The sequence below is a fragment of the Cupriavidus sp. 2SB genome (assembly GCF_005503625.1).
Taxonomy (GTDB): domain Bacteria; phylum Pseudomonadota; class Gammaproteobacteria; order Burkholderiales; family Burkholderiaceae; genus Cupriavidus.
The window spans coordinates 16,780-36,118 of record NZ_SCMX01000069.1 but is presented as its reverse complement, the minus strand read 5'-3'; the positions used below and the strand labels follow the sequence as shown (position 1 = coordinate 36,118).

General features: G+C 64.3%; 20 protein-coding genes. 14 read left to right on the top strand and 6 right to left on the bottom strand.

Annotated elements, in window-relative coordinates; all coding sequences use genetic code 11:
• The first annotated feature begins 11 nt into the window (after nt 1–11).
• The 3 genes from FFS21_RS24980 (at nt 12) to FFS21_RS24970 (ending at nt 3,477) form a co-directional block, all read left to right on the top strand.
• Nucleotides 12–995 (top strand): alpha/beta fold hydrolase, encoded by a 984-nt coding sequence (locus tag FFS21_RS24980; protein ID WP_137927395.1) that lies wholly within the window; start codon nt 12–14, stop codon nt 993–995.
• Nucleotides 996–1,200: 205 nt separating this feature from the next.
• Nucleotides 1,201–1,860 (top strand): DNA oxidative demethylase AlkB, encoded by a 660-nt coding sequence (alkB, locus tag FFS21_RS24975; protein WP_137927389.1) that lies wholly within the window; start codon nt 1,201–1,203, stop codon nt 1,858–1,860.
• Nucleotides 1,861–2,205: 345 nt separating this feature from the next.
• Nucleotides 2,206–3,477, top strand: a complete 1,272-nt coding sequence (locus FFS21_RS24970) for an SLC13 family permease (RefSeq protein WP_249359623.1) — start codon at nt 2,206–2,208, stop codon at nt 3,475–3,477.
• 27 nt (nt 3,478–3,504) lie between these two features.
• Here the strand turns inward: FFS21_RS24970 and FFS21_RS24965 are convergent, their stop codons facing one another.
• Both FFS21_RS24965 and FFS21_RS24960 read right to left on the bottom strand, forming a co-directional pair.
• Nucleotides 3,505–3,762, bottom strand: coding sequence for a helix-turn-helix domain-containing protein (locus tag FFS21_RS24965; RefSeq protein ID WP_137927388.1), 258 nt, complete (start codon nt 3,760–3,762; stop codon nt 3,505–3,507).
• Nucleotides 3,763–3,929: 167 nt separating this feature from the next.
• Entirely contained in the window at nt 3,930–4,628 is a 699-nt protein-coding gene (locus FFS21_RS24960; protein ID WP_137927387.1) for a GntR family transcriptional regulator, read from the bottom strand.
• A gap of 166 nt (nt 4,629–4,794) precedes the next feature.
• On the opposite strand from FFS21_RS24960, the gene araD reads away from it, so the two are divergent.
• The 6 genes from araD to FFS21_RS24930 all read left to right on the top strand — a co-directional run bounded on the left by araD (nt 4,795) and on the right by FFS21_RS24930 (nt 12,457).
• Nucleotides 4,795–6,534, top strand: coding sequence for an L-arabinonate dehydratase (araD, locus tag FFS21_RS24955; protein ID WP_137927386.1), 1,740 nt, complete (start codon nt 4,795–4,797; stop codon nt 6,532–6,534).
• Nucleotides 6,535–6,550: 16 nt separating this feature from the next.
• On the top strand, nt 6,551–7,270 hold the full coding sequence (locus tag FFS21_RS24950) for a ribonuclease activity regulator RraA (protein WP_137927385.1): 720 nt from the start codon (nt 6,551–6,553) through the stop codon (nt 7,268–7,270).
• Between the two features lie 186 nt (nt 7,271–7,456).
• Nucleotides 7,457–8,425, top strand: coding sequence for a Bug family tripartite tricarboxylate transporter substrate binding protein (locus FFS21_RS24945; RefSeq protein ID WP_137927384.1), 969 nt, complete (start codon nt 7,457–7,459; stop codon nt 8,423–8,425).
• 41 nt (nt 8,426–8,466) lie between these two features.
• Entirely contained in the window at nt 8,467–9,405 is a 939-nt protein-coding gene (locus tag FFS21_RS24940) for a 2-hydroxyacid dehydrogenase (RefSeq protein ID WP_137927383.1), read from the top strand.
• 96 nt (nt 9,406–9,501) lie between these two features.
• Nucleotides 9,502–10,368, top strand: a complete 867-nt coding sequence (locus tag FFS21_RS24935; protein WP_137927382.1) for an intradiol ring-cleavage dioxygenase — start codon at nt 9,502–9,504, stop codon at nt 10,366–10,368.
• Between the two features lie 502 nt (nt 10,369–10,870).
• The gene (locus tag FFS21_RS24930; protein WP_137927381.1) at nt 10,871–12,457 is read left to right on the top strand and encodes an EAL domain-containing protein; all 1,587 of its coding nucleotides are present in this window, start codon (nt 10,871–10,873) and stop codon (nt 12,455–12,457) included.
• Between the two features lie 17 nt (nt 12,458–12,474).
• Here FFS21_RS24930 and FFS21_RS24925 read toward each other — a convergent pair whose 3' ends face one another.
• Entirely contained in the window at nt 12,475–12,765 is a 291-nt protein-coding gene (locus FFS21_RS24925) for a hypothetical protein (protein WP_137927380.1), read from the bottom strand.
• Between the two features lie 132 nt (nt 12,766–12,897).
• Here FFS21_RS24925 and FFS21_RS24920 point away from each other — a divergent pair, with 132 nt between their 5' ends.
• From FFS21_RS24920 to FFS21_RS24910, 3 genes are all read left to right on the top strand, one after another.
• Nucleotides 12,898–13,518: a LysE family translocator gene (locus FFS21_RS24920; protein WP_137927379.1), complete on the top strand. Its 621-nt coding sequence runs from the start codon at nt 12,898–12,900 to the stop codon at nt 13,516–13,518.
• A 227-nt stretch (nt 13,519–13,745) separates the two neighbouring features.
• Nucleotides 13,746–14,252 carry a hypothetical protein gene (locus tag FFS21_RS24915; RefSeq protein ID WP_137927378.1) on the top strand — a complete coding sequence of 169 codons (507 nt, stop codon included), beginning with the start codon at nt 13,746–13,748 and terminating at the stop codon, nt 14,250–14,252.
• A 145-nt stretch (nt 14,253–14,397) separates the two neighbouring features.
• Nucleotides 14,398–14,760, top strand: a complete 363-nt coding sequence (locus FFS21_RS24910) for a hypothetical protein (RefSeq protein ID WP_137927377.1) — start codon at nt 14,398–14,400, stop codon at nt 14,758–14,760.
• 84 nt (nt 14,761–14,844) lie between these two features.
• Here FFS21_RS24910 and FFS21_RS24905 read toward each other — a convergent pair whose 3' ends face one another.
• Nucleotides 14,845–15,498 carry a DsbA family protein gene (locus FFS21_RS24905; protein WP_346813567.1) on the bottom strand — a complete coding sequence of 218 codons (654 nt, stop codon included), beginning with the start codon at nt 15,496–15,498 and terminating at the stop codon, nt 14,845–14,847.
• A gap of 154 nt (nt 15,499–15,652) precedes the next feature.
• On the opposite strand from FFS21_RS24905, the gene FFS21_RS24900 reads away from it, so the two are divergent.
• Nucleotides 15,653–16,564, top strand: a complete 912-nt coding sequence (locus tag FFS21_RS24900) for a LysR family transcriptional regulator (RefSeq protein WP_137927376.1) — start codon at nt 15,653–15,655, stop codon at nt 16,562–16,564.
• 17 nt (nt 16,565–16,581) lie between these two features.
• Here the strand turns inward: FFS21_RS24900 and FFS21_RS24895 are convergent, their stop codons facing one another.
• Nucleotides 16,582–17,106, bottom strand: coding sequence for a cupin domain-containing protein (locus FFS21_RS24895; protein WP_212745269.1), 525 nt, complete (start codon nt 17,104–17,106; stop codon nt 16,582–16,584).
• Nucleotides 17,107–17,349: 243 nt separating this feature from the next.
• On the opposite strand from FFS21_RS24895, the gene FFS21_RS24890 reads away from it, so the two are divergent.
• Nucleotides 17,350–18,699, top strand: a complete 1,350-nt coding sequence (locus FFS21_RS24890; RefSeq protein WP_502705197.1) for an epoxide hydrolase family protein — start codon at nt 17,350–17,352, stop codon at nt 18,697–18,699.
• 22 nt (nt 18,700–18,721) lie between these two features.
• Here the strand turns inward: FFS21_RS24890 and FFS21_RS24885 are convergent, their stop codons facing one another.
• The gene (locus FFS21_RS24885; RefSeq protein WP_137927375.1) at nt 18,722–19,336 is read right to left on the bottom strand and encodes a hypothetical protein; all 615 of its coding nucleotides are present in this window, start codon (nt 19,334–19,336) and stop codon (nt 18,722–18,724) included.
• Nucleotides 19,337–19,339: the final 3 nt, after the last annotated feature.

Here is a 19,339-nt window from a genome sequence, read left to right as displayed (position 1 = left end):
CCCTCCGCCCCCTGCTGTTCACCGCCTTCGCGCTGACTACCTCCTTCGCCAGCGCCCAGGACGCCCCCGCCTACGGCCCCGAACTCGAAGGCTTCGACTACCCGTATCCCGTCCAGCAGTACAAATTCAACTCGCAGGGCCAGCCGCTGCAGATGGCGTTCATGGACGTCAAACCACAGAAGCCCAACGGCCGCGCCGTGGTGTTGCTGCACGGCAAGAATTTCTGCGGGGCCACGTGGCAGGAAACCATCCGCCAGCTCAGCGGCGCCGGATATCGCGTGATCGCACCCGATCAGATCGGGTTCTGCAAATCGACCAAACCCGCGCACTATCAGTACACGTTCCAGCAACTCGCCCGCAACACGCACGACCTGCTGGCATCGATTGGCGTCAAGGACGTGACCGTGATGGGCCACTCCACGGGCGGCATGCTGGCGATGCGCTACGCGTTGATGTATCCCGCCGACACGAAGCAACTGGTGCTCGTGAACCCGATCGGGCTGGAGGACTGGAAGGCCAAAGGTGTGCCTTCACTCTCGGTGGACCAGTGGTACGCGCGTGAACTCGACACCACGGCTGACCGCGTGCGCAACTACGAGAAGAACACGTACTACGGTGGTCAGTGGAAGCCAGAGTACGAGATCTGGGTCAAGATGCTGGCCGGCATGTACCAAGGCCCTGGCAAGCAGATCGTCGCCTGGAACTCGGCCCTGCTCTACGACATGATCTACACGCAGCCCGTGGTCTACGAGATGGGCGCCATCCAGGCCCCCACGCTGCTGATGATCGGCCTGACCGACACCACCGCCATCGGCAAGGACCTCGCCCCGCCCGAGATCCGCCCCACGCTGGGCCGCTATGCCGAACTCGGCAAGCTCACCGCCAAGGCGATCCCCCACGCGACACTGGTGGAGTTCCCCACACTCGGCCACGCCCCACAGATGCAAGACCCGCAGGGGTTCCACAAGGCGTTGCTGGAGGGGTTGGCAAAGTAAGTTCTGGTTTGCTCAACTCTCGGTTTTCTCCCCTCTCCCGCCTTGCGGGAGAGGGGCGGGGGAGAGGGCCCGGCGGTTCAAATTGCCGCTGGTCTGTGATTGACAGGCTTGCCCTCTCCCCCAACCCCTCTCCCACTTCGCGGGAGAGGGGAGCAAACCCACCGTGGCGCCAGCCCCGGTATCATGAACGAGCCCCTGTGCCGCCATGACCTTCGACCTCTTCGACCCCCTCCCTGCCGATGCCGATGCACCTGCCGTGGACAATCTCGGCCCCGGCGCGATGGTGTTGCGCGGGTTCGCGCGTGAGGCGGCGCCTGCACTGCTGGCGGGTGTGGGCGAAGTCAGCGCAGGCTCACATTTTCGGCATCTGATCACACCGGGCGGGCTGCGGATGTCGGTGGCCATGACCAATTGCGGGCAGCGGGGCTGGGTGTCGGATCGGTCCGGTTACCGGTATGACGAGATCGATCCCGATTCGGGCCAGCCATGGCCGGCGATGCCTGGTGCGTTTCTAGATCTGGCCGTGCGTGCCGCCGATGCCGCCGGATACGCCAGTTTTGCGCCCGATGCCTGCCTGATCAATCGCTATCTGCCCGGTACGCGGCTCTCCCTGCATCAGGACCGGGACGAACTGGACTTGCGAGCGCCCATTGTCTCGGTCTCGCTGGGCCTGCCGGCGATCTTTCTCTGGGGTGGCTTGCGTCGCGCGGACCGGCCTGCGCGGGTACGGCTGGCGCATGGCGATGTGGTGGTCTGGGGCGGTCCGTCGCGGCTCGTCTTCCATGGCATTGCGCCGCTGGCCGCAGGTGATCACCCACTCACTCATGGCGAACGCATCAACCTGACGTTCCGCAAGACGCGTTAAGACGCGCCAGGCACGGTAACGCCCGTCACCATCGCAGTTGCCTGCAACGTAATACAACCCTACGATAGCGGCCAGATCAGCGGCTCAGTCTTTCCGCTCATAAAAACACCGGTCCCATGCGGCCGGGACACCCGAGACAACACCCGATGTCAGCCACTCCAGGACGCGCCGACGCACGTCCCGACATGCCGCCTTCTCCGCCGCCCCCGAAGCCACCGAAGCCCGCGCCGCTCGCCGGCAATCCCCGCGATTCGATCCGCGCTGCCCTGCTCATTGGCGCCTGTATCGGTCTGGTCTGGCTGGCGGGCAGCGCCGTACATGCGCCGCCCGCGCTGATCTGGGCCGGTGCACTGGCTCTCCACGGTCTGCTGCTGGGCGGTGGGCGTACTGCCCGAACCCACGGCGACGCTGCTGTTCTTTCTCAGCGCAGTGGTGTTCCATATCGCGCCGCCGACGGTGGTCTTTTCCGGATTCACCTCCACGGCATGGTGGCTGATGTTCGGCGGCGCCGTGACCGGGGTGGCGCTGCGCAATACGGGGCTGGCGCTGCGGCTGGCCGACATCATCTTCCACAAGCGCGTAGGCACCTATCCGCAGGTCATCACCACGGTGGCGATCAGTGCGGTGGGACTGGCGTTCCTGATGCCGTCCACCACGGGACGCGTGCTGCTGCTGATGCCGATCGTGCTGGCGCTGTCAGACAGGCTTGGCTTCGCGCCGGGGTCGAACGGCCGCATTGGCATGGTCATGACCGTGGCGCTGGCCAGCTACATGCCGCCCACCGCGATCCTGCCTGCGAATATTCCGAATAGTGTGCTGCTGGGCGCCGCGAATTCGCTGTATCACATCAACCTCAGCTACGGCAGCTACCTGCTGCTGCATTTCCCGGTACTGGGCGTGCTGAAGACATTCGTGCTGATCTGGATGATCTGCAAGCTGTTCCCCGAGAACGGCCCCATGAAGCCGCAGCCCGCCACGGTGCGTACCGTGATGGGCCCGCAGGAGCGCGTGCTGGCCGTCATCCTGGCGCTGGCCGTGGCCGGGTTCGCCACCGATGCGTGGCACGGCATCTCGCCAGCATGGATCTCTCTGGCCGCGTGCATCATCTGCCTGCTGCCCGGTGTGGGACTGGTGCCGCCGAAGGCGTTGGCGGATGGCGTGCAACTGGTGCCGCTGATCTATGTGGCAGGCTTTCTGGGATTGGGCGCGGTGGTGGAATCGACTGGGCTGGGCAGCGCCATCAGTGCGGGCCTGCTGCATGTGCTCCCGCTGACGCCCGGCCAGACTGCGGCGAATGTCGGCACGATCAGTGCGATGGGTGCCTTGCTGGGAATGCTCTCCACGCTGCCCGCGCTACCTGCCGTGCTGACCCCGCTGGCACGCGATCTGGCATCGGCTACAGGGTTGTCGCTGGAATCGGTACTGATGCTGCAGGTGCCGGTGTTCTCCACCGTGTTCTTCCCGTACCAGTCGCCGCCGATCGTGATTGCGATGCAGTTGGGCGGCGTGGGATTGCGTCACGGCACGCGGCTGTGCCTGGCGATGGCGGGGGTCACGCTGGTGGTGCTGCTGCCGCTGGACTATCTGTGGTGGAAACTGCTGGGCTATCTGCCCTGAGGTCTGGACCGGGCGGGGATAACGCGCCTACCAGTCGAGCTTCTCCAGCACGGCGTCGCGCACCTGGCGCGGTTCGATGACGAGATCGAGCTGGTAGGCCCCGAGCAGCGCCAGCAACTGGGCAACGCTGATGGTCTCGGGATTCAGTTCCATATGGGAAACGCGGCTCTGGCTGATGGCAAGCCGCGTGGCGGCTTCGGCCTGGGTCAGGCCCGCGACCTTGCGCGCGCCCTGGAGCACCAGCCCCAGCTGATCGCTGGTAGTAATCGTGACTCTCGCGGACATCGCAGGCTACCGGGAAGTAAACACCCTGCAATCTATCAATCCCAGCCGGTGATTGACAAATTCTCCGCAAACGATTTGATCGACATCACCATCATTACCCATGCAATGGGTAGATGGGCGCCGAGTCGTTGCCAAAATCAAACGGTCTTACGAATTCGCGGCGCCGATCAACTCAAATAGTCGCGATAGCGCGCGCGGATTTCATCGACATTGGCCAGCGTACCGGAGAGATGCTTGCGCAGTGCTTCCTCGGCCCGCACCGGATCGCCAGCGGCAATCGCATCGACGATGGCCGTGTGATCGCGCAGCACCGCATGGGCCTTGCCCGGAATCGGCAGGTGCAGGCGGCGGAGTCGGTCCAGGTGGCCGCTCTGGCGGCGTACCAGCGCAAACAAATCGGGCACGGCCGCGGCCTCGTACATCTGGCGATGGAAGTATTGATCGTTGGCCGTGAATTCGGCCAGGTCATCCATGTCGAGCATGTGCTGCTGGCGTGTCACCGTGGCGCGCAGCCGTTCCACCAGCGCCGGGTCGGCGGTAGCGGCGAGCGTTCGCGCGATCTCCAATTCGATAGAGCGGCGCAGGAAGTGCGCCTGCCGCGCCAGCGCCACGTCGATGCGGCTCACACGCGTGGCGTGCTGCGGAAAGACATCGACCAGCCCTTCTTCGGCCAGCCGCATCAGCGCATCGCGCACCGGCGTCTGGCTGATGCCGTATTGCAGCGCCAGTTCCGGGCGCGACAGCACCGTGCCGGGTGGCAGCACCAGCGAAAGTATCTGCTCGCGCATATGTTCGAACACCTGCGGCGCGGCCTGGCGCGTGCGGTCGAACTGGAACTGGGACGGGTTGGGTAGCGTGGCAGCCATCGTTGGAGAACAGGAATATTGGGCGCGATTCTAGCCGAAACGCTTCGGGCAATTGCTGCGTTGACGTACTAATACATTAGTGCTTTAATTCCCAAAACAGTAGTCGTCGTACAACCTCGGGGTTGCGGACGACCGCGATGAAGATTTCACGGTGGAAGAGACAACCATGACGGCACAGAAGAAAACGCCGGATCAGTTGCGCAGCGCGCGCTGGTTCGCCCCGGACGACCTCCGCTCGTCCGGGCATCGCTCCCGGATCATGCAGATGGGCTACGCGCCCGATGAATGGATGGGCAAGCCGCTCATCGCCATCATCAACACGTGGTCCGACATCAACCCGTGCCATTCGCACTTCAGGCAGCGTGTTGAAGATGTGAAGCGCGGCATCCTGCAGGCCGGTGGGTTCCCCGTGGAGCTACCGGCCATTTCTTTGTCCGAAAGCTCGGTCAAGCCGACCACGATGCTCTATCGGAACTTGCTCGCCATCGAGACCGAGGAGCTGATCCGCTCGCACCCCATCGACGGCGCCGTGCTGATGGGCGGCTGCGACAAGACCACGCCGGGCCTGCTGATGGGCGCCACCAGTGCCGGCGTGCCGGCCATCTACGTGCCCGCCGGCCCGATGCTGCGTGGCAACTACAAGGGCCAGGTACTGGGCTCCGGCTCCGACGCGTGGAAGTTCTGGGACGAGCGCCGCGCCGGCAATATCAGCAAGACCGAGTGGATCGGCATCGAAGGTGGCATCGCCCGCAGCCACGGCACTTGCATGACGATGGGCACGGCCAGCACGATGACCGCGATTGCCGAAACCATCGGCATGACGCTGCCCGGCGCGTCGTCGATTCCCGCTGCTGACGCCAATCACATCCGCATGTGTTCGGAAGCTGGCCGCCGCGTCGTCGACATGGTGTGGGAAGACCTCACGCCCGCGCGCATCCAGACCCGCGCATCGTTCCTGAACGCGATTGCCGTCGCCATGGCGATGGGCTGCTCCACCAACGCCATCATCCACGTCATTGCCATGGCGCGTCGTGCAGGCCACGACATCGGCCTGGACGACTTCGATCGTGCGAGCCGCCATGTGCCTGTGATCGCCAACATCCGACCCAGCGGCGACAAGTACCTGATGGAAGATTTCTTCTACGCAGGCGGCCTGCCCGCGCTGATGACGCGCATCCGCGACAAGCTCGATCTCGATGCGCCCACGGTCACGGGCCGCACGCTGGGCGAAAACATTGCCGGAGCAGAGGTCCACAACGACGACGTGATCCGCACGTGCGAAAACGCGCTCTATCAGGAAGGCGCGCTGGCTGTCTTGCGCGGCAACATCGCGCCCGATGGCTGCGTGATCAAGCCCAGCGCCTGCGAGAAGCGCTTCTTCAAACATACGGGTCCGGCACTCGTCTTCGACGACTATCCGTCGATGAAGGCCGCCGTCGAAAACGAAGATCTCGACGTCACCGCCGACCACATCCTGATCCTGCGCAACGCCGGTCCGCAGGGCGGCCCCGGCATGCCGGAATGGGGCATGTTGCCGATCCCGAAGAAACTCGTGAAACAGGGCGTGCGCGACATGTTGCGCATGTCCGATGCGCGCATGAGCGGCACCAGCTATGGCGCCTGCATCCTGCACGTGGCACCCGAAGCGTACGTCGGCGGCCCGTTCGCGCTGGTGCGCACGGGTGACCTGATCTCGGTCGATATCGACCAGCGCAGCATCCATCTGGAAGTCTCCGACGAGGAACTGGCTGCGCGCCGCGCCGCATGGTTGCCGCTGCCTCCGCGCTATGCGCGCGGATACGGCTACATGTTCTCGAAACATGTGCGCCAGGCCAACGACGGCTGCGATTTCGATTTCCTGCAAACCGATTTTGGCGACGCCGTGGGCGAGCCGAGCATCTACTGAACCCGAGGCAATCTCCATGACCGAACTTAGCAATGCCCTGCGCGATGCATTGAAGACCGTCAGCACCGCCACGCTCTGTACTGCACTGTTCAAGCGCGGCCTGCGCAACCAGTTCATCCAGGACGTGCGTCCGCTGCAATCGAACCCCGGCACGATGGTCGGCCCGGCCTTCACGCTGCGCTACATCCCCGCACGCGAGGACCTGAACCCGATCACCGTGTTCCAGGACCCGAACCATCCGCAACGGCAAGCCATCGAGCAATGTCCGAGCGGCGCGGTGCTGGTGATCGACAGCCGCAAGGATGCACGCGCAGCCTCCGCCGGATCGATCCTCGTCACGCGGCTCATGCAGCGCGGCGGCGCGGGCATCGTCACCGATGGCGGCTTCCGCGACTCTCCGGAAATCGCGCAGATGGCGATGCCTGCGTATCACCATCGGCCTTCCGCACCGACCAATCTCACGCTGCATCAGGCGCTGGAGTTCAACGTACCGATTGGCTGCGGTGATGTGGCCGTGTTCCCTGGCGACGTGGTCGTGGGCGACGCCGAAGGCATCGTCGTGATCCCGCGCCACATGGCCGAGGAAATCGCCGCCGAGGCCGTGGAGATGACGGCCTTCGAGGATTTCGTGACCGAGGAAGTCCAGAAAGGCCGCTCGATCATCGGGCTGTATCCGCCGACGACGGAGAAGGCGAGGGAGGATTTTGCAGGGTGGAGGAAGAGTAAGGGGCGGTGAGTTTTCAAACCCTCGTTGTTTTCTCCCCTCTCCCCGCGCGGGAGAGGGGCGGGGGAGAGGGCCGGCAGTGCAAATTGCGACGTTTCGGCAAGCAGAACCTCGATGCCCTCTCGCCCAACCCCTCTCCCGCAACGCGGGAGAGGGGAGCCACCCAAAAAAGCAGTGCACACATCAGCAGGAGACACCATGACCCAACCCCCCCGCGTCCTCGCCGCCATCGCCCTTGCCGCCTTCACCCTGACCGCTCACGCCCAGGGCGAATGGCCGACCAAGCCCGTCACCATCATCGTTCCGTTCACCCCCGGTGGCGGCACCGATATCGGCACGCGGCTCGTGGCGCAGCGGCTGTCGCAATTGTGGGGTCAGCCGGTGGTCGTCGATAACCGTCCCGGTGCCGCTGGCAACGTCGGGCTGGAACTGACCGCACGCGCCAAGCCGGACGGCTACACACTCGTGGCAGGCAACGTGGGCACGCAATCGATCAACCCGTTCCTTTACAAGAAGCTCAACTACAAGCCGGACAGCTTCGTGCCCGTCACGATGATGGCCGAGTTGCCGTTCGCGCTGGTAGTGACGCCGGGCCTGCCGGCCAAGACGCCGAAGGAACTCGTGGCGCTGGCCAAGGCCAAGCCGGGCAAGCTCACGTTCGCGAGTTCGGGCACGGGTGGATCGCCGCACCTCTCGGGCGAAATCTTCAAGGCCGCCACCGGCACCGACATGCTGCACGTCCCATACAAGGGCGGCGGCGCGGCGATGACCGACCTGATGGCCGGCAACGTGGACATGCTGTTCGCGTCGATCCTCGAAACCACGGGTCATGTGAAGTCCGGCAAGCTGCGGGCGCTGGCCGTGACGGGCACCGTGCGTTCGCCGTCGATGCCGGACGTGCCCACGCTGGCCGAGGCCGGTATCCAGAACGCCGAGTCGGGATCGTGGGTCGGACTGCTCGCGCCGGCCGGCACGCCGAAGGATATCGTCGACAAGATCGCCACCGATGTGAAGAAAGTGGTGGCGATACCCGAAGTGAAAAAGCAACTGGTGGATCAGGGCGCCATTCCGGTGGGCAGCACGCCGCAGGAATTTGCGCAGACCATCGCCAACGACCGCAAGCGCTACGCAAGGATCATCGCGGATAATCACCTGAGCGCGGACTGACACGCGCCCGCCCTCCCGGAACAAGATAGGACTCTTCTCGCATGAAACCACGCCTCCTGCAGCACGGCCGGCTCCCCGAACAGACCGAAGCCCGCCTGGCCGAGCAATTCGATGTGCATCCGTTCTGGGCCGAAAGCGACCCAGCCGCCTACCTCGCGCAACACGGCGGCGAGTTCGTGGCGATGACTACGCGCGCCGCTATCGGCGTGGACGCAAAGATGCTGGGCGCCCTGCCCAACCTGCGCGTGATCTCCAGCTTCGGCGTGGGCCTGGACAAGCTCGACCTCGACACTGCCCGCGCACGCGGCATCGCCGTGGGCTACACGCCCGACGTGCTCAACGACTGCGTGGCCGATACCGCCTTTGCGCTGCTGATGGACGCCGCGCGCCAGGTCAGCGCCGCGGATCGCTTCGTGCGTCGCGGCGACTGGCTCAAGGGTGCGTATCCGCTGACCACACGCGTCAGCGGCAAGCGGCTTGGCATCGTCGGCATGGGCCGTATCGGCCGGGTTATCGCCAAGCGGTCGCACGGCTTCGATATGGACGTGCGCTACTTCGGCCGCAAGGCGCAGGAAGGGGTGCCGTATGGTTTCGAACCCTCGCTGGAAGCGCTGGCGAAGTGGGCCGACTTCCTTGTCATCGCCGCATCGGGCGGGCCGGAAACGCGTCATATGGTGTCGGCCGGCGTGCTGGAGGCACTGGGTCCACAAGGCTACCTGATCAACATCGCGCGCGGCACGGTGGTGGATGAAGCGGCGCTGATCGATGCCCTGACGAACAAGCGTATTGCAGGCGCCGGACTCGACGTGTTCGAGGACGAGCCGCGCGTGCCCGAAGCACTGTTCGGTCTCGACAACGTCGTGCTGCTGCCGCACGTTGCCAGCGGCACGCACGAAACGCGCGCTGCCATGGCAGGACTGGTCTTCGACAATCTGCAGAGCTTCTTCGCCACGGGTGCCGTGCTGAAATCCGCGGTCTGAGGCTGACAAAGCGTAGCCGGCCCGACACAGTGCCGAAACACTGCGTACGGCCACCAGCGCTACACTGGGCATCCCCTTTCCTCACCGGAACGCGCGATGCCCGCAAACCCTGCGCGGCCGCCCTCCGTGTCACGTCGCCGGCACCTGCTGGCCATGGGACTCGGGGGCGCCGCCCTCGCCACGCTGTCCCGCACGGCGCCGGCGCAAGCTCCCGCTGAACCCTCCCCTTCCGCTTCCGCTTCGCCGCTGCCGCTGACGGCCCAGACCACGGAAGGCCCGTACTACTTCGATGCCGGCAAGGTGCGACAGGACATCACCGAAGGCCAGCCCGGCGTACCGCTCGAGATCCGCTTTGCCGTGGTCGATGCAGCCGGCCGCCCGCTTGCCGGCAAGCGCGTGGACCTGTGGCATTGCAACGCGGCTGGCGTGTACTCGGGCTACGCCGGCCAGACCGACGATCACGACCAGCGGGTATCGACCAAAGGCCAGACCTTCCTGCGCGGCAGCCAACCCGTGGATGCAACCGGCACCGCCGTCTTCCACACGATCTATCCAGGCTGGTATGAAGGCCGGGCCACGCATCTCCACATGAAGGTGCTCGATGGCAGCCGGGCCATGCTGACCACGCAGTGCTTCCTGCCGGACGCACTCAGCGAGTACTTGTACACGCAGCTATCCGCCTATCGCCGCAAGCGCGTGCGGCAGACGCTGAACAGCAACGACGGCATCGCCCTGCAGGCGGGAGACACCACCCTGGGCGCGGTGCGCGAAGCCAACGGACGCTATATCGCCACGCTGACGCTGGTGGTGGACCCTTCGGCGACGTCGAAGGCGGAGCGGTTTCCGGGGCCGGGCGAGATGATGGGCGGCCCGCCTCCGGGGCCACCGCCCGATCATGGCAAGCTGGTCGCGCTGGAGGGTGAAGCGCGGGTGGCGGCGATTGTGCCGGGGGTGAAGCTGTAGATACGCTTCCTCTGGATTTCCCCCGATTCTTCTTCCATCTCCCGCCTGTGTTTGCTCCCCTCTCCCGCAAGGCGGGAGAGGGGCTGGGGGTGAGGGCCAGCGCTTCAAGCTCGAACTACGTCTCGACAAAGCAGCGCCCCGCCCTCACCCCCGACCCCTCTCCCGCGCGCGGGAGAGGGGAGCGCATATCGACCGGCGCGGGTTTTCCGATACGCTTCGTTCGATCCCCTCCGTTCGCCACCCCACCGAACTCTTCGCCGAGGCGATATCGGGCGTAAAACAATCGACTTACCCTGTGGGCGATGCTTGCGCGCATTGCTGGAGGCGTGTCGTCCGGAAATACCAGAAAATGCGACAAATCGCAGACATGATCAGCATTTGTTAGCTATGCTCCACGGAGCGTACAGGTAGAGCCAGCCTGACTGGCCTCAACACATCGGGTTAGGACGGCGCCATGATCGTCATGGGCGCCGCGTGCGGCGCAGTCTCCTGAGGGCTCCTGATGCAGCGCAGCTGGTTCCTGGTGGTGACGATCGTGCTTGCCATGCTCGCCACACTATTCCCGGTGGGGATCGGCGTATTCATGGCTCAACTGGAAGCCAATCGCCGCGAATCCGAGCAGTTAAGCGTCTTTGCCGACGCCGCGGTCGGCCGTGCCGAAGCGGTCATGACCCAGGCGCAGAATGCACTGCTCGATCTCGAATCCCTGCGGGACGAACCGTGCTCGCCGGCGCAGCTCGTCGAGATGCGGCGCATCACCTATACCTATCGCCATATTCAGGACGCCGGCATCTATCGCGGCGGCAAGCGCCTGTGTTCCGCACTGCTGGGGCCGATCCAGGCCGATCAGTTGTCCCTTCCCCCGCCCGACTGGCGCACGCGCGACAATCTCGATTTCTGGTTCGACCAGCCCAACCCGTTCGCCGCGCCCCGCCGCACGCTGCTGATCGGACGCAACGGCAACTACGTGGCCATCGATCCGCAGAATTTTGTCGATGTGGTGGATCGGGAGGCGCGCATGCTGGCCGTGGTGAATACCGATGCCGGCCGCATCTTCGCCGTTTCCCAGGGCGCGAGCCTGGCCCGATTGCAGCGCGCCTATGCAGACCACGCCTATGGGTCGGGTGGCGAAACCCAGCGCGATGACGACGCCTCGCTGGTACTGCGCCGCTCGCGCACCATGCCGCTGGCCGTGGTGGTGCTGGTGCCGCGCGCCGCGCTGCTCGCCAACTGGAAGGCGCTGCTCGCCGGCGGACTGCTGGTGGGATTGGCTGCGGGCGTGCCGCTCGGCATCCTGGTATGGCGCCGTGCCACGCGCCGCTTCAGCCTGGAAGGCGAACTGCGCGGCGCCGTGCGGCGCCACGAGATGGCCGTCCACTATCAACCCATCGTATCGCTGGCAACCAATCATTGCGTTGGCGTGGAGGCACTCGTGCGATGGCGCCGACAGGGCCGGCTCGTGCGTCCGAACCTCTTCATCCCGATGGCGGAGAACGCCGGGCTGATCCAGCAGATCACCGATCAGGTGCTCGACATCGTGCTGGCCGAACTCGGCACGCTGCTGCGCCGACATCCATCGTTCTACGTGTCGATCAATGTCGGCGTGGAAGACCTCAAGAGCCGCCGCTTCCTGGGCGTGCTCGCCAACCGCTTGCGTGGTACCGGCATCGCACCGGACCAGATCCGTATCGAAGCCACGGAACGCGGATTCCTCGAACCCGACGTGGCACGCGACACCATCCAGGCCTTCCGCGACGCCGGCCACCCGGTCTATATCGACGATTTCGGCACGGGCTACTCCAGCCTGTCCTACCTGCAGAGCTTCAAGGTCGATGCACTGAAGATCGACAAGTCGTTCGTCGACACCATCGGACAGGAAGCCGCTTCCAGCACCGTGGCACCGCACATCATCGCCATGGCACAGTCACTGGGACTCCAGATCGTGGCCGAAGGCATCGAGGACAGCGCCCAGGCAGACTTCCTGCGCGAACAGGGCGTGGACTACGGCCAGGGCTGGCTGTTCGGACGACCGGTGCCTGCGGTAGAGCTGGCGCAGTTGCTGGCGCGGACGGCGCCGTTGGCGGCTTGAATGTTCGGGCGGTTGTGCTAGGACCAGCGCGATCGCTTCCAGAGTTTCGCGACCATCACGGCAACGCAGTACATCGTCGTAGGGAAACAAGCCGAGACCGCCGACGTTTCCACCAGATAGCCCCAACCGTACGGACACCAGATCGAACTCCCGACGAAGGCCAACACGAAGCCGAAAAGATAGGCCACGACGCATTGAAGAAAAAACGGAACACTCCGAAATTTCTTACTGTGGAACAGGATGCCGGGGTACCCGACAAGCAATACGCTCTGGTACCACAGCAGTTCCACGCTGCATTCGATAAGCATGCTCTTCTCCCCTTCGATTGAAGTCGAAGAGGCTACTGCGCGGCCACTTTCTGTTGAATCACAAAACCATTAAAGTGATTCGTCCCGCAGCGCTAGAATCTCCCATCAAACAAAAAAAACCGGAGACCCATCATGTCCCTGCCCGCCCTTTTTCTCACCGCCGCCGGCGTTGGCCTGGCCGTTGCCGCACCCGTTGGTCCGATGGGCATGCTCTGCATCCGCCGCACGCTGACTGACGGTCCGCGCGCCGGGCTGTCGATTGGCCTGGGCATTGCCTGCGGGGATGCGGTGTACGGACTCGTGGCGGCGCTGGGACTGGTGGGCGTGTCGCAGTTCATGCTGGCCTACGACAAGCCGCTGCATCTGGCGGCGGGGTTGTTCCTGCTCTACCTTGGCCTGCGCACGTTCTTTCAGAAGCCGACCGATCAGGTGGCGTCGTTGCGTGGCAATGGCACGGGGCTGCGCGCGTTTGCCAGTGCCTGCCTGCTGACGTTGACGAATCCACAGACCATCATCATGTTCGCAGCGCTGTTCGCCACGCTGGCGCCGCGCGGGCCGTTCTCCACCTCGATCGCGATGACTACCGTGCTCGGCGTGTTCTGTGGATCGGTGGCATGGTGGTGCGTGTTGGTGGCAATGGTTACCGGCGCGCGGCATGCGCTGGGCACGCGGCTGCGCCAGTGGATCGACCGTGTGGCCGGGCTGGCACTGGCCGCGTTCGGACTCGCGGAGATTCGCCGCGCCATGTCGTGACAGGGGCGCGCGCCGCGTGACGCCGGCTTCGCTCCGCCAATCTTCCGGTTGACCCGTGGTCCATCCTGGATGACGATGTGGAGGTCGTTCTCCGCCACCGGGCCAGCGTGCTTTCCACGCCGCTAGATGAAACCTCTTCCATGCGTCCGGTGAAGCATTTTTCGACGCGCGTACGCCCCCAAGCTTGCAGCCTTTCACTCACTGGTAGGTTCACCGGAGCTTCTCGCATGCCAAGCACTTCGACGAATTCGTACCCGGCCTTCCCCGGCTGGCCGATGGCCCCGTTCGCGTTTCCGCAGTTGCCTCAGTTCACGGCACCTTTTGCTGCGCCGTTCGCTACACCCCTCACGCCTTTCAACCCCTTCGTTCCCTTCGACAACACGGTGCTCAATAGCTGGTACAAGTTCGTGGGGCTCAATACCGACTTTGCCAAATCCATGAGCGAGGAAGCGCAGTTCGACTGGGCGTCGCTCTTTGTGCCGCAGGACCCTGAAGACCTTTATGCCCGGCAATTGACCAACCAGATTCCGTTCCTGTCGATTCCGCTGCACTACGCCACGTCGATGATGGAACTTGGCGCGGCCACGCAACGGGCCTGGGTGGATGCCTGGGGTCACTTGCTCAACCTGCCGGCGCTGTCCGTGGGAACCGGGACGCCGGAAAACGGTGTCGAAGACGTGGCGGCTGCAAACGTTCGCGAGACGCCCAAGTCACGCAAAGAACGGTCGCATTGAGCCAGCGGGCGGGCGCGACAGGGACTATCCTTAATGGATACTGCAAAGACAGCCGTCAAGGCTTGCCTCAAGCCGCTCGCCCGACAAAGCAATGTGGGCGCAGTCGGGCGGCTTCCTGAATCGCGCCCCATCTGGCGAGGCTTTCATGAGCAAGACCATCCTATCCAGCCTGATTGTTGCAGCGGCGGCCGTGGCACTGGCCCCCGTGGCCCAGGCGCAGACCAAGCAGTACGATCCTTACAGCCAGGGCGCCCGCTCCGGCAAGGCTGATCCCTATACCGACGGTGCCAAGGCAGGCAAGTTCGATCCGTACACCGACGGTGCCAAGTCCACCACGCGCACCGACCTTGCACCGACCGCAAAGGCTGACCCGTACACGGACGGTGCCAGGGGCAAGCCCGACCCGTACACCGACGGCGCGAAGATCGGCAAGCCCGATCCGTACACCGATGGCGCGAAGTCCGACAAGTACAACCCGTACACGGACGGTGCCAAGTCCAGCAAGTAACCTTCACGCAGATCACCGCAGTTGGCATTGCAATACCCGTGCGCTCAGGCGCGCGGGTATTGTGCTTTCTATCGGCGTCTCGCTTCAGGCGGCAGTGCGCACGAGCTTGAGCGCATTCTGCAGCGCCACGTCCACGGCATCCGCCGACGCATACCCAGTCACCACCTGGTAGAGCTTCTTGCCGTCCCGGAGCGCCAGCGTCGGGAAGCTGCCCACACCCCAGAGCCGTGCGGTGCGGAAATCGACGGCGGTTTCCTCGATGGCAGCCTGCGTCTTCCATTCGTCGAGAAAGGCCACGGCATCGATCTTGTGCGACTGTTGCACCAGGGCTTTCGTCGCCACGTCAGCCAGGACGCGACCATTCGTGGTATCCAGCCCATCCACATAGAACGCATGCTGGAGCGCGCGGAACACCGCGAGCAAGTCCGCATCGGGCGCGAGCCTGCGCGCCGTCACCACCGCCCGGCAGATGGGCTCGGTGTCGTAGACAAAACCCTCGCGCGCCATCAAGGCATCGCGATTGAACGGCAGGCCGCTGGCCTGTTCCACGCGCGTCCAGTGCTGCAGCCGGAAGCGCTTGCCCGCATCATCGAGAACATCGGTGGCGCCGGCACGGATGCCGCCCACGACGATGCGCATCGGGAGTTCGGGGTGCCGCTGCTGCAGCGTGGTCAGTTCCTTGCCAAATCCATAGCACCAGGAGCACATCGGATCGCCGATATAGATCAGTTCCATCATTCACCTCATGTGGGAGACGGTCATCGGCGCCATAGGCGTTCGGTGACGCGTTTAACTACAATGTCCGGAATTCGACCTCCGAATTCTGGCGACCTCGTGCCGGACATTGAAGGACGCACCGCCAACAACAGTCATTACACGGTGTCAATAAACCATGAAGCGCCAATTCGACGACCTGCAGCTTGGCAGCATCGAACTGTTCTGCCTGGCTGCAGAACTCAGCAGCTTTACCGCAGCAGCCGTGGCCGCCGGCGTGACGCCTGCCGCGGTGAGCCGCAGCGTGTCTCGCCTGGAGGAACGGCTCAACGTGCGCCTGTTCGTGCGTACCACGCGCCAGATCCGCCTGACCGAAGAAGGCCGCGCGTATTTCGAGCAAAGCCGGACAGCCCTTGCGCAACTGGTAGAGGCCGAGCGCCAGATCAGTGGCCAGCATGCAACCCCAGCCGGGCGCCTGCGGATCAGCTTGCCCACGCCTTATGCCCACTATCGCGTGCTGCCCGTTCTCCCCGCATTCCGCGAGCGCTATCCCGAAGTGGAAATCGACGTCCACATCAGCAACCGGAACGTGGACTTTGCCGATGACACCTATGACCTGGCCGTACGAGGCCGCGCGCCCGACGATTCCGCGCTGATCGCGCGCAAGCTGGAAGATGCGGAACTGGTGCTGGTGGCCACGCCAGGTTATCTGAAGCGCTACGGCACGCCGCAATCCCTGGATGATCTGCAGGCGCACGAATGCATCCAGTTCGAGCGGCCCAGCAGCGGCCGGCGCATTCCGTGGACCTTCCGGCTGGATGGCGAAGACGTGGACATCGTGACCACAGGCGCGTACGCAGCCTCCGAAGACGTGCTGGGCGGCGCCACGCTCGCTCGCGCTGGTGCAGGGCTGTTCCAGACGTATCGCTTTGTCCTGGAGGAAGACCTGCGCAGCGGCGCGCTCGTGGAAATCCTGCAGCAGCACGGCGGCACCTCGCGGCCCTTCATGCTGCTGTACCCCCACGCGCGACACATGTCGAGCCGCGTGCGGGCACTGGTAGATTTCCTCGTCGAGAAGTTCGCCGACTGAAGCTCACTGGTTGACGTTCACTTGCTGCGCGGATCGTCGTCGGCATGCACATACTCGATGCCGAGCGGTCCGTTACCGCTGACCTGCGTGACATATCCCCCCGACCGTGCCCAGTGGAAATGGGGGGTGCCGCCCGGCAATACGACCACGCTGCCCGGCGGATAGGCCACCAGCCGCTGCGGATCGAATTCATCGCCAATGCCGATGTAGAACACACCGGAGATCACAGTATAGATCCGATCCTCGGGGTGCACGTGCGGGAGCAGCTTCACGCCACCCGGCACACTCACACGCACCACATATGGCCCCGCAGCCGCCGGGTCCCCCACGAGCACCGCAAGCTGCGCACGCCGGGGGAAAGCCGGGAAGCTGGACCACTTGATGTCCTCCTGCAGGATCGATCCATTGGCCTTCGGGGAGAGTCCCGCAGCGCTCGTGGTGCCAGCACCAAGCATCGCTGCCATCAGGCCAATCGAGAGGCCAAGTCGTCTTGTCGTCGTGTTCATCGCTGCGTTCTCCATCGTTGCCGGCCAATCGGTCATCGACCGATCCGTGCGCACGAATATAGAAGCGCCCGGCAAGGCGATAAACAGGTGTGCCGGAACTTCAATTGATACACGGCGGAACAAGCGGTTTCGCGGCGGCTTCTCGCGGTGTTCGGGCCCATCACTACAGAGCGATACAAACACCCCCTGCACGCGGAACATGTTGGACACATGCGCTCACTATCGTCCCGCTACCGAGTCGGCGCATCGCCAGGCTCCACGCAAAAAAGGACTCCGAACATGGCACATCCCATCTCCAGGCCCGGTCTTGATCGCTCCGCACAGCGCACCGCGTTCAGCGCGGCCGCGTGCGCACTGATGCTTTCCCTCGCGTCGCTGTCAGCGATGGCGCAAGCTACCCCGGCACCTGTCGACAAGACTGGCACCACGGTCACCGAGCGCCTGCGTGGCGAGGACACGTCGATTCGTCCTTTCGCCTATCACGCGTCGGACAAGGAACTGGCCGACCTGCGCCAGCGCATCGCCGCCACCAAGTGGCCCAGCCGCGAACTCGTGAAGGACGGCACGCAGGGCGTGCAATTGCAGACGATGCAGAAGCTCGCGCAGTACTGGTCCACGGACTATGACTGGCGCAAGTTCGAAGCACGCCTCAACCAGTATCCGCAGTTCGTGACGAAGATCGATGGCGTCGACATCCATTTCATCCACGTGCGTTCGCGCAACAAGAACGCGTTGCCGGTCGTCATCACACACGGCTGGCCTGGCTCGATCGTGGAGCAGTTGAAGCTGATCGATCCACTGACGAATCCCACGGCGCACGGTGGCAACGCGGCGGATTCCTTCGACGTCGTGATCCCGTCCTTGCCGGGCTACGGTTTCTCCGGCAAGCCGGAAGAACTGGGCTGGGATCCGGCCCGCATCGCGCGGACCTGGAACGTCCTGATGAAGCGCCTGGGTTATACCCGCTATGTGGCACAGGGCGGTGACTGGGGCGATGCCGTGACCGAGCAGATGGCGGTACAGGCGCCGCCGGAACTGATCGGCATCCATACGACGATGCCTGGTGCGGTGCCGCCGCAGATCGAGAAGTCGTTGCAGGCCGGTGCGCCCGCCCCTGCCGGCCTCACGGCCGACGAGAAGCGCGCGTATGGGCAACTCGATTTCTTCTACAAGCACGGGCTGGCCTATGCACAGGAGATGACGAACCGGCCGCAGACGCTGTATGCCATCGACGATTCGCCGGTCGGGCTGGCCGCGTGGATGCTCGATCACGATGCGCGCAGCTATGAACTGATCGCACGCGTGTTCGACGGCCAGCGGGAAGGACTGACGCGCGACGATGTGCTGGACAACGTCACGCTGTACTGGCTGACCAACACCGGCGTGTCTTCGGCGCGACTCTACTGGGAGAACAAGTTCGCGTTCTTTGCGCCGAAGGGCATCAAGATCCCGGTGGCAGTGAGCGCCTTCCCCGACGAGCTGTACCAGGCACCGAAGCGCTGGGTGCAGCAGGCGTTTCCCAATCTGCTGCACTATGGCCGGCTGGAGAAAGGCGGTCACTTCGCAGCGTGGGAACAGCCCGAAGTGCTCAGCGACGAGTTGCGGAAATCGTTCCGCTCGTTGCGCTGATACGTCGAACGGGGCCCACCGGTCAGCGTCGGACCGGCGCCCCCGCCTTGAGCCACGGCAGAAAACCATGCAGGAAGCGCATGGCGGCCGGCATGAAGTAGCTGCCGTGGTGATAGCAGGGGTCGAGCGTCGAGACGATGCGGCGCCCCGGTCCACTCACAGCGTCGTCATAAAGGATCGAACGTCCATCCACGGTATTCACGACCGATATCGCACCCGATGGTGTGACAAGGTCGCCATGCCTGTGCCATGTGGCATCGGCCAGAACCAGCCGGGCATACAGGCCGTGGGTTTCATCGCCCACGCGCAGACCGGAGTCCGCATCGGGTTCTAGCCACCACCAGAAGTTCGTCTCGCCGGGACGCCACTCCACATTGTCCAGCCACAGTTCGGGTCGGGTTTCGCCAAGCGCCACCACCAGCTTTCCCGCTGCGAGAAAATCCGCGATCATCTGCCGCGCCGCGATCAGGTCCAAAGGGTTCTGCCGGCTGGCCACGTACAGGCAGTCCACCTCCGAGAGATCGGCACGCACCAGATCCGGCGCATGGATGTTGACATCGAAGATCCCGCTGAAGGCCGGATCATTGAACGTTGCATGGTGGTAATACGTGCCACCGTCCACGAATGCGATGCGCATGCC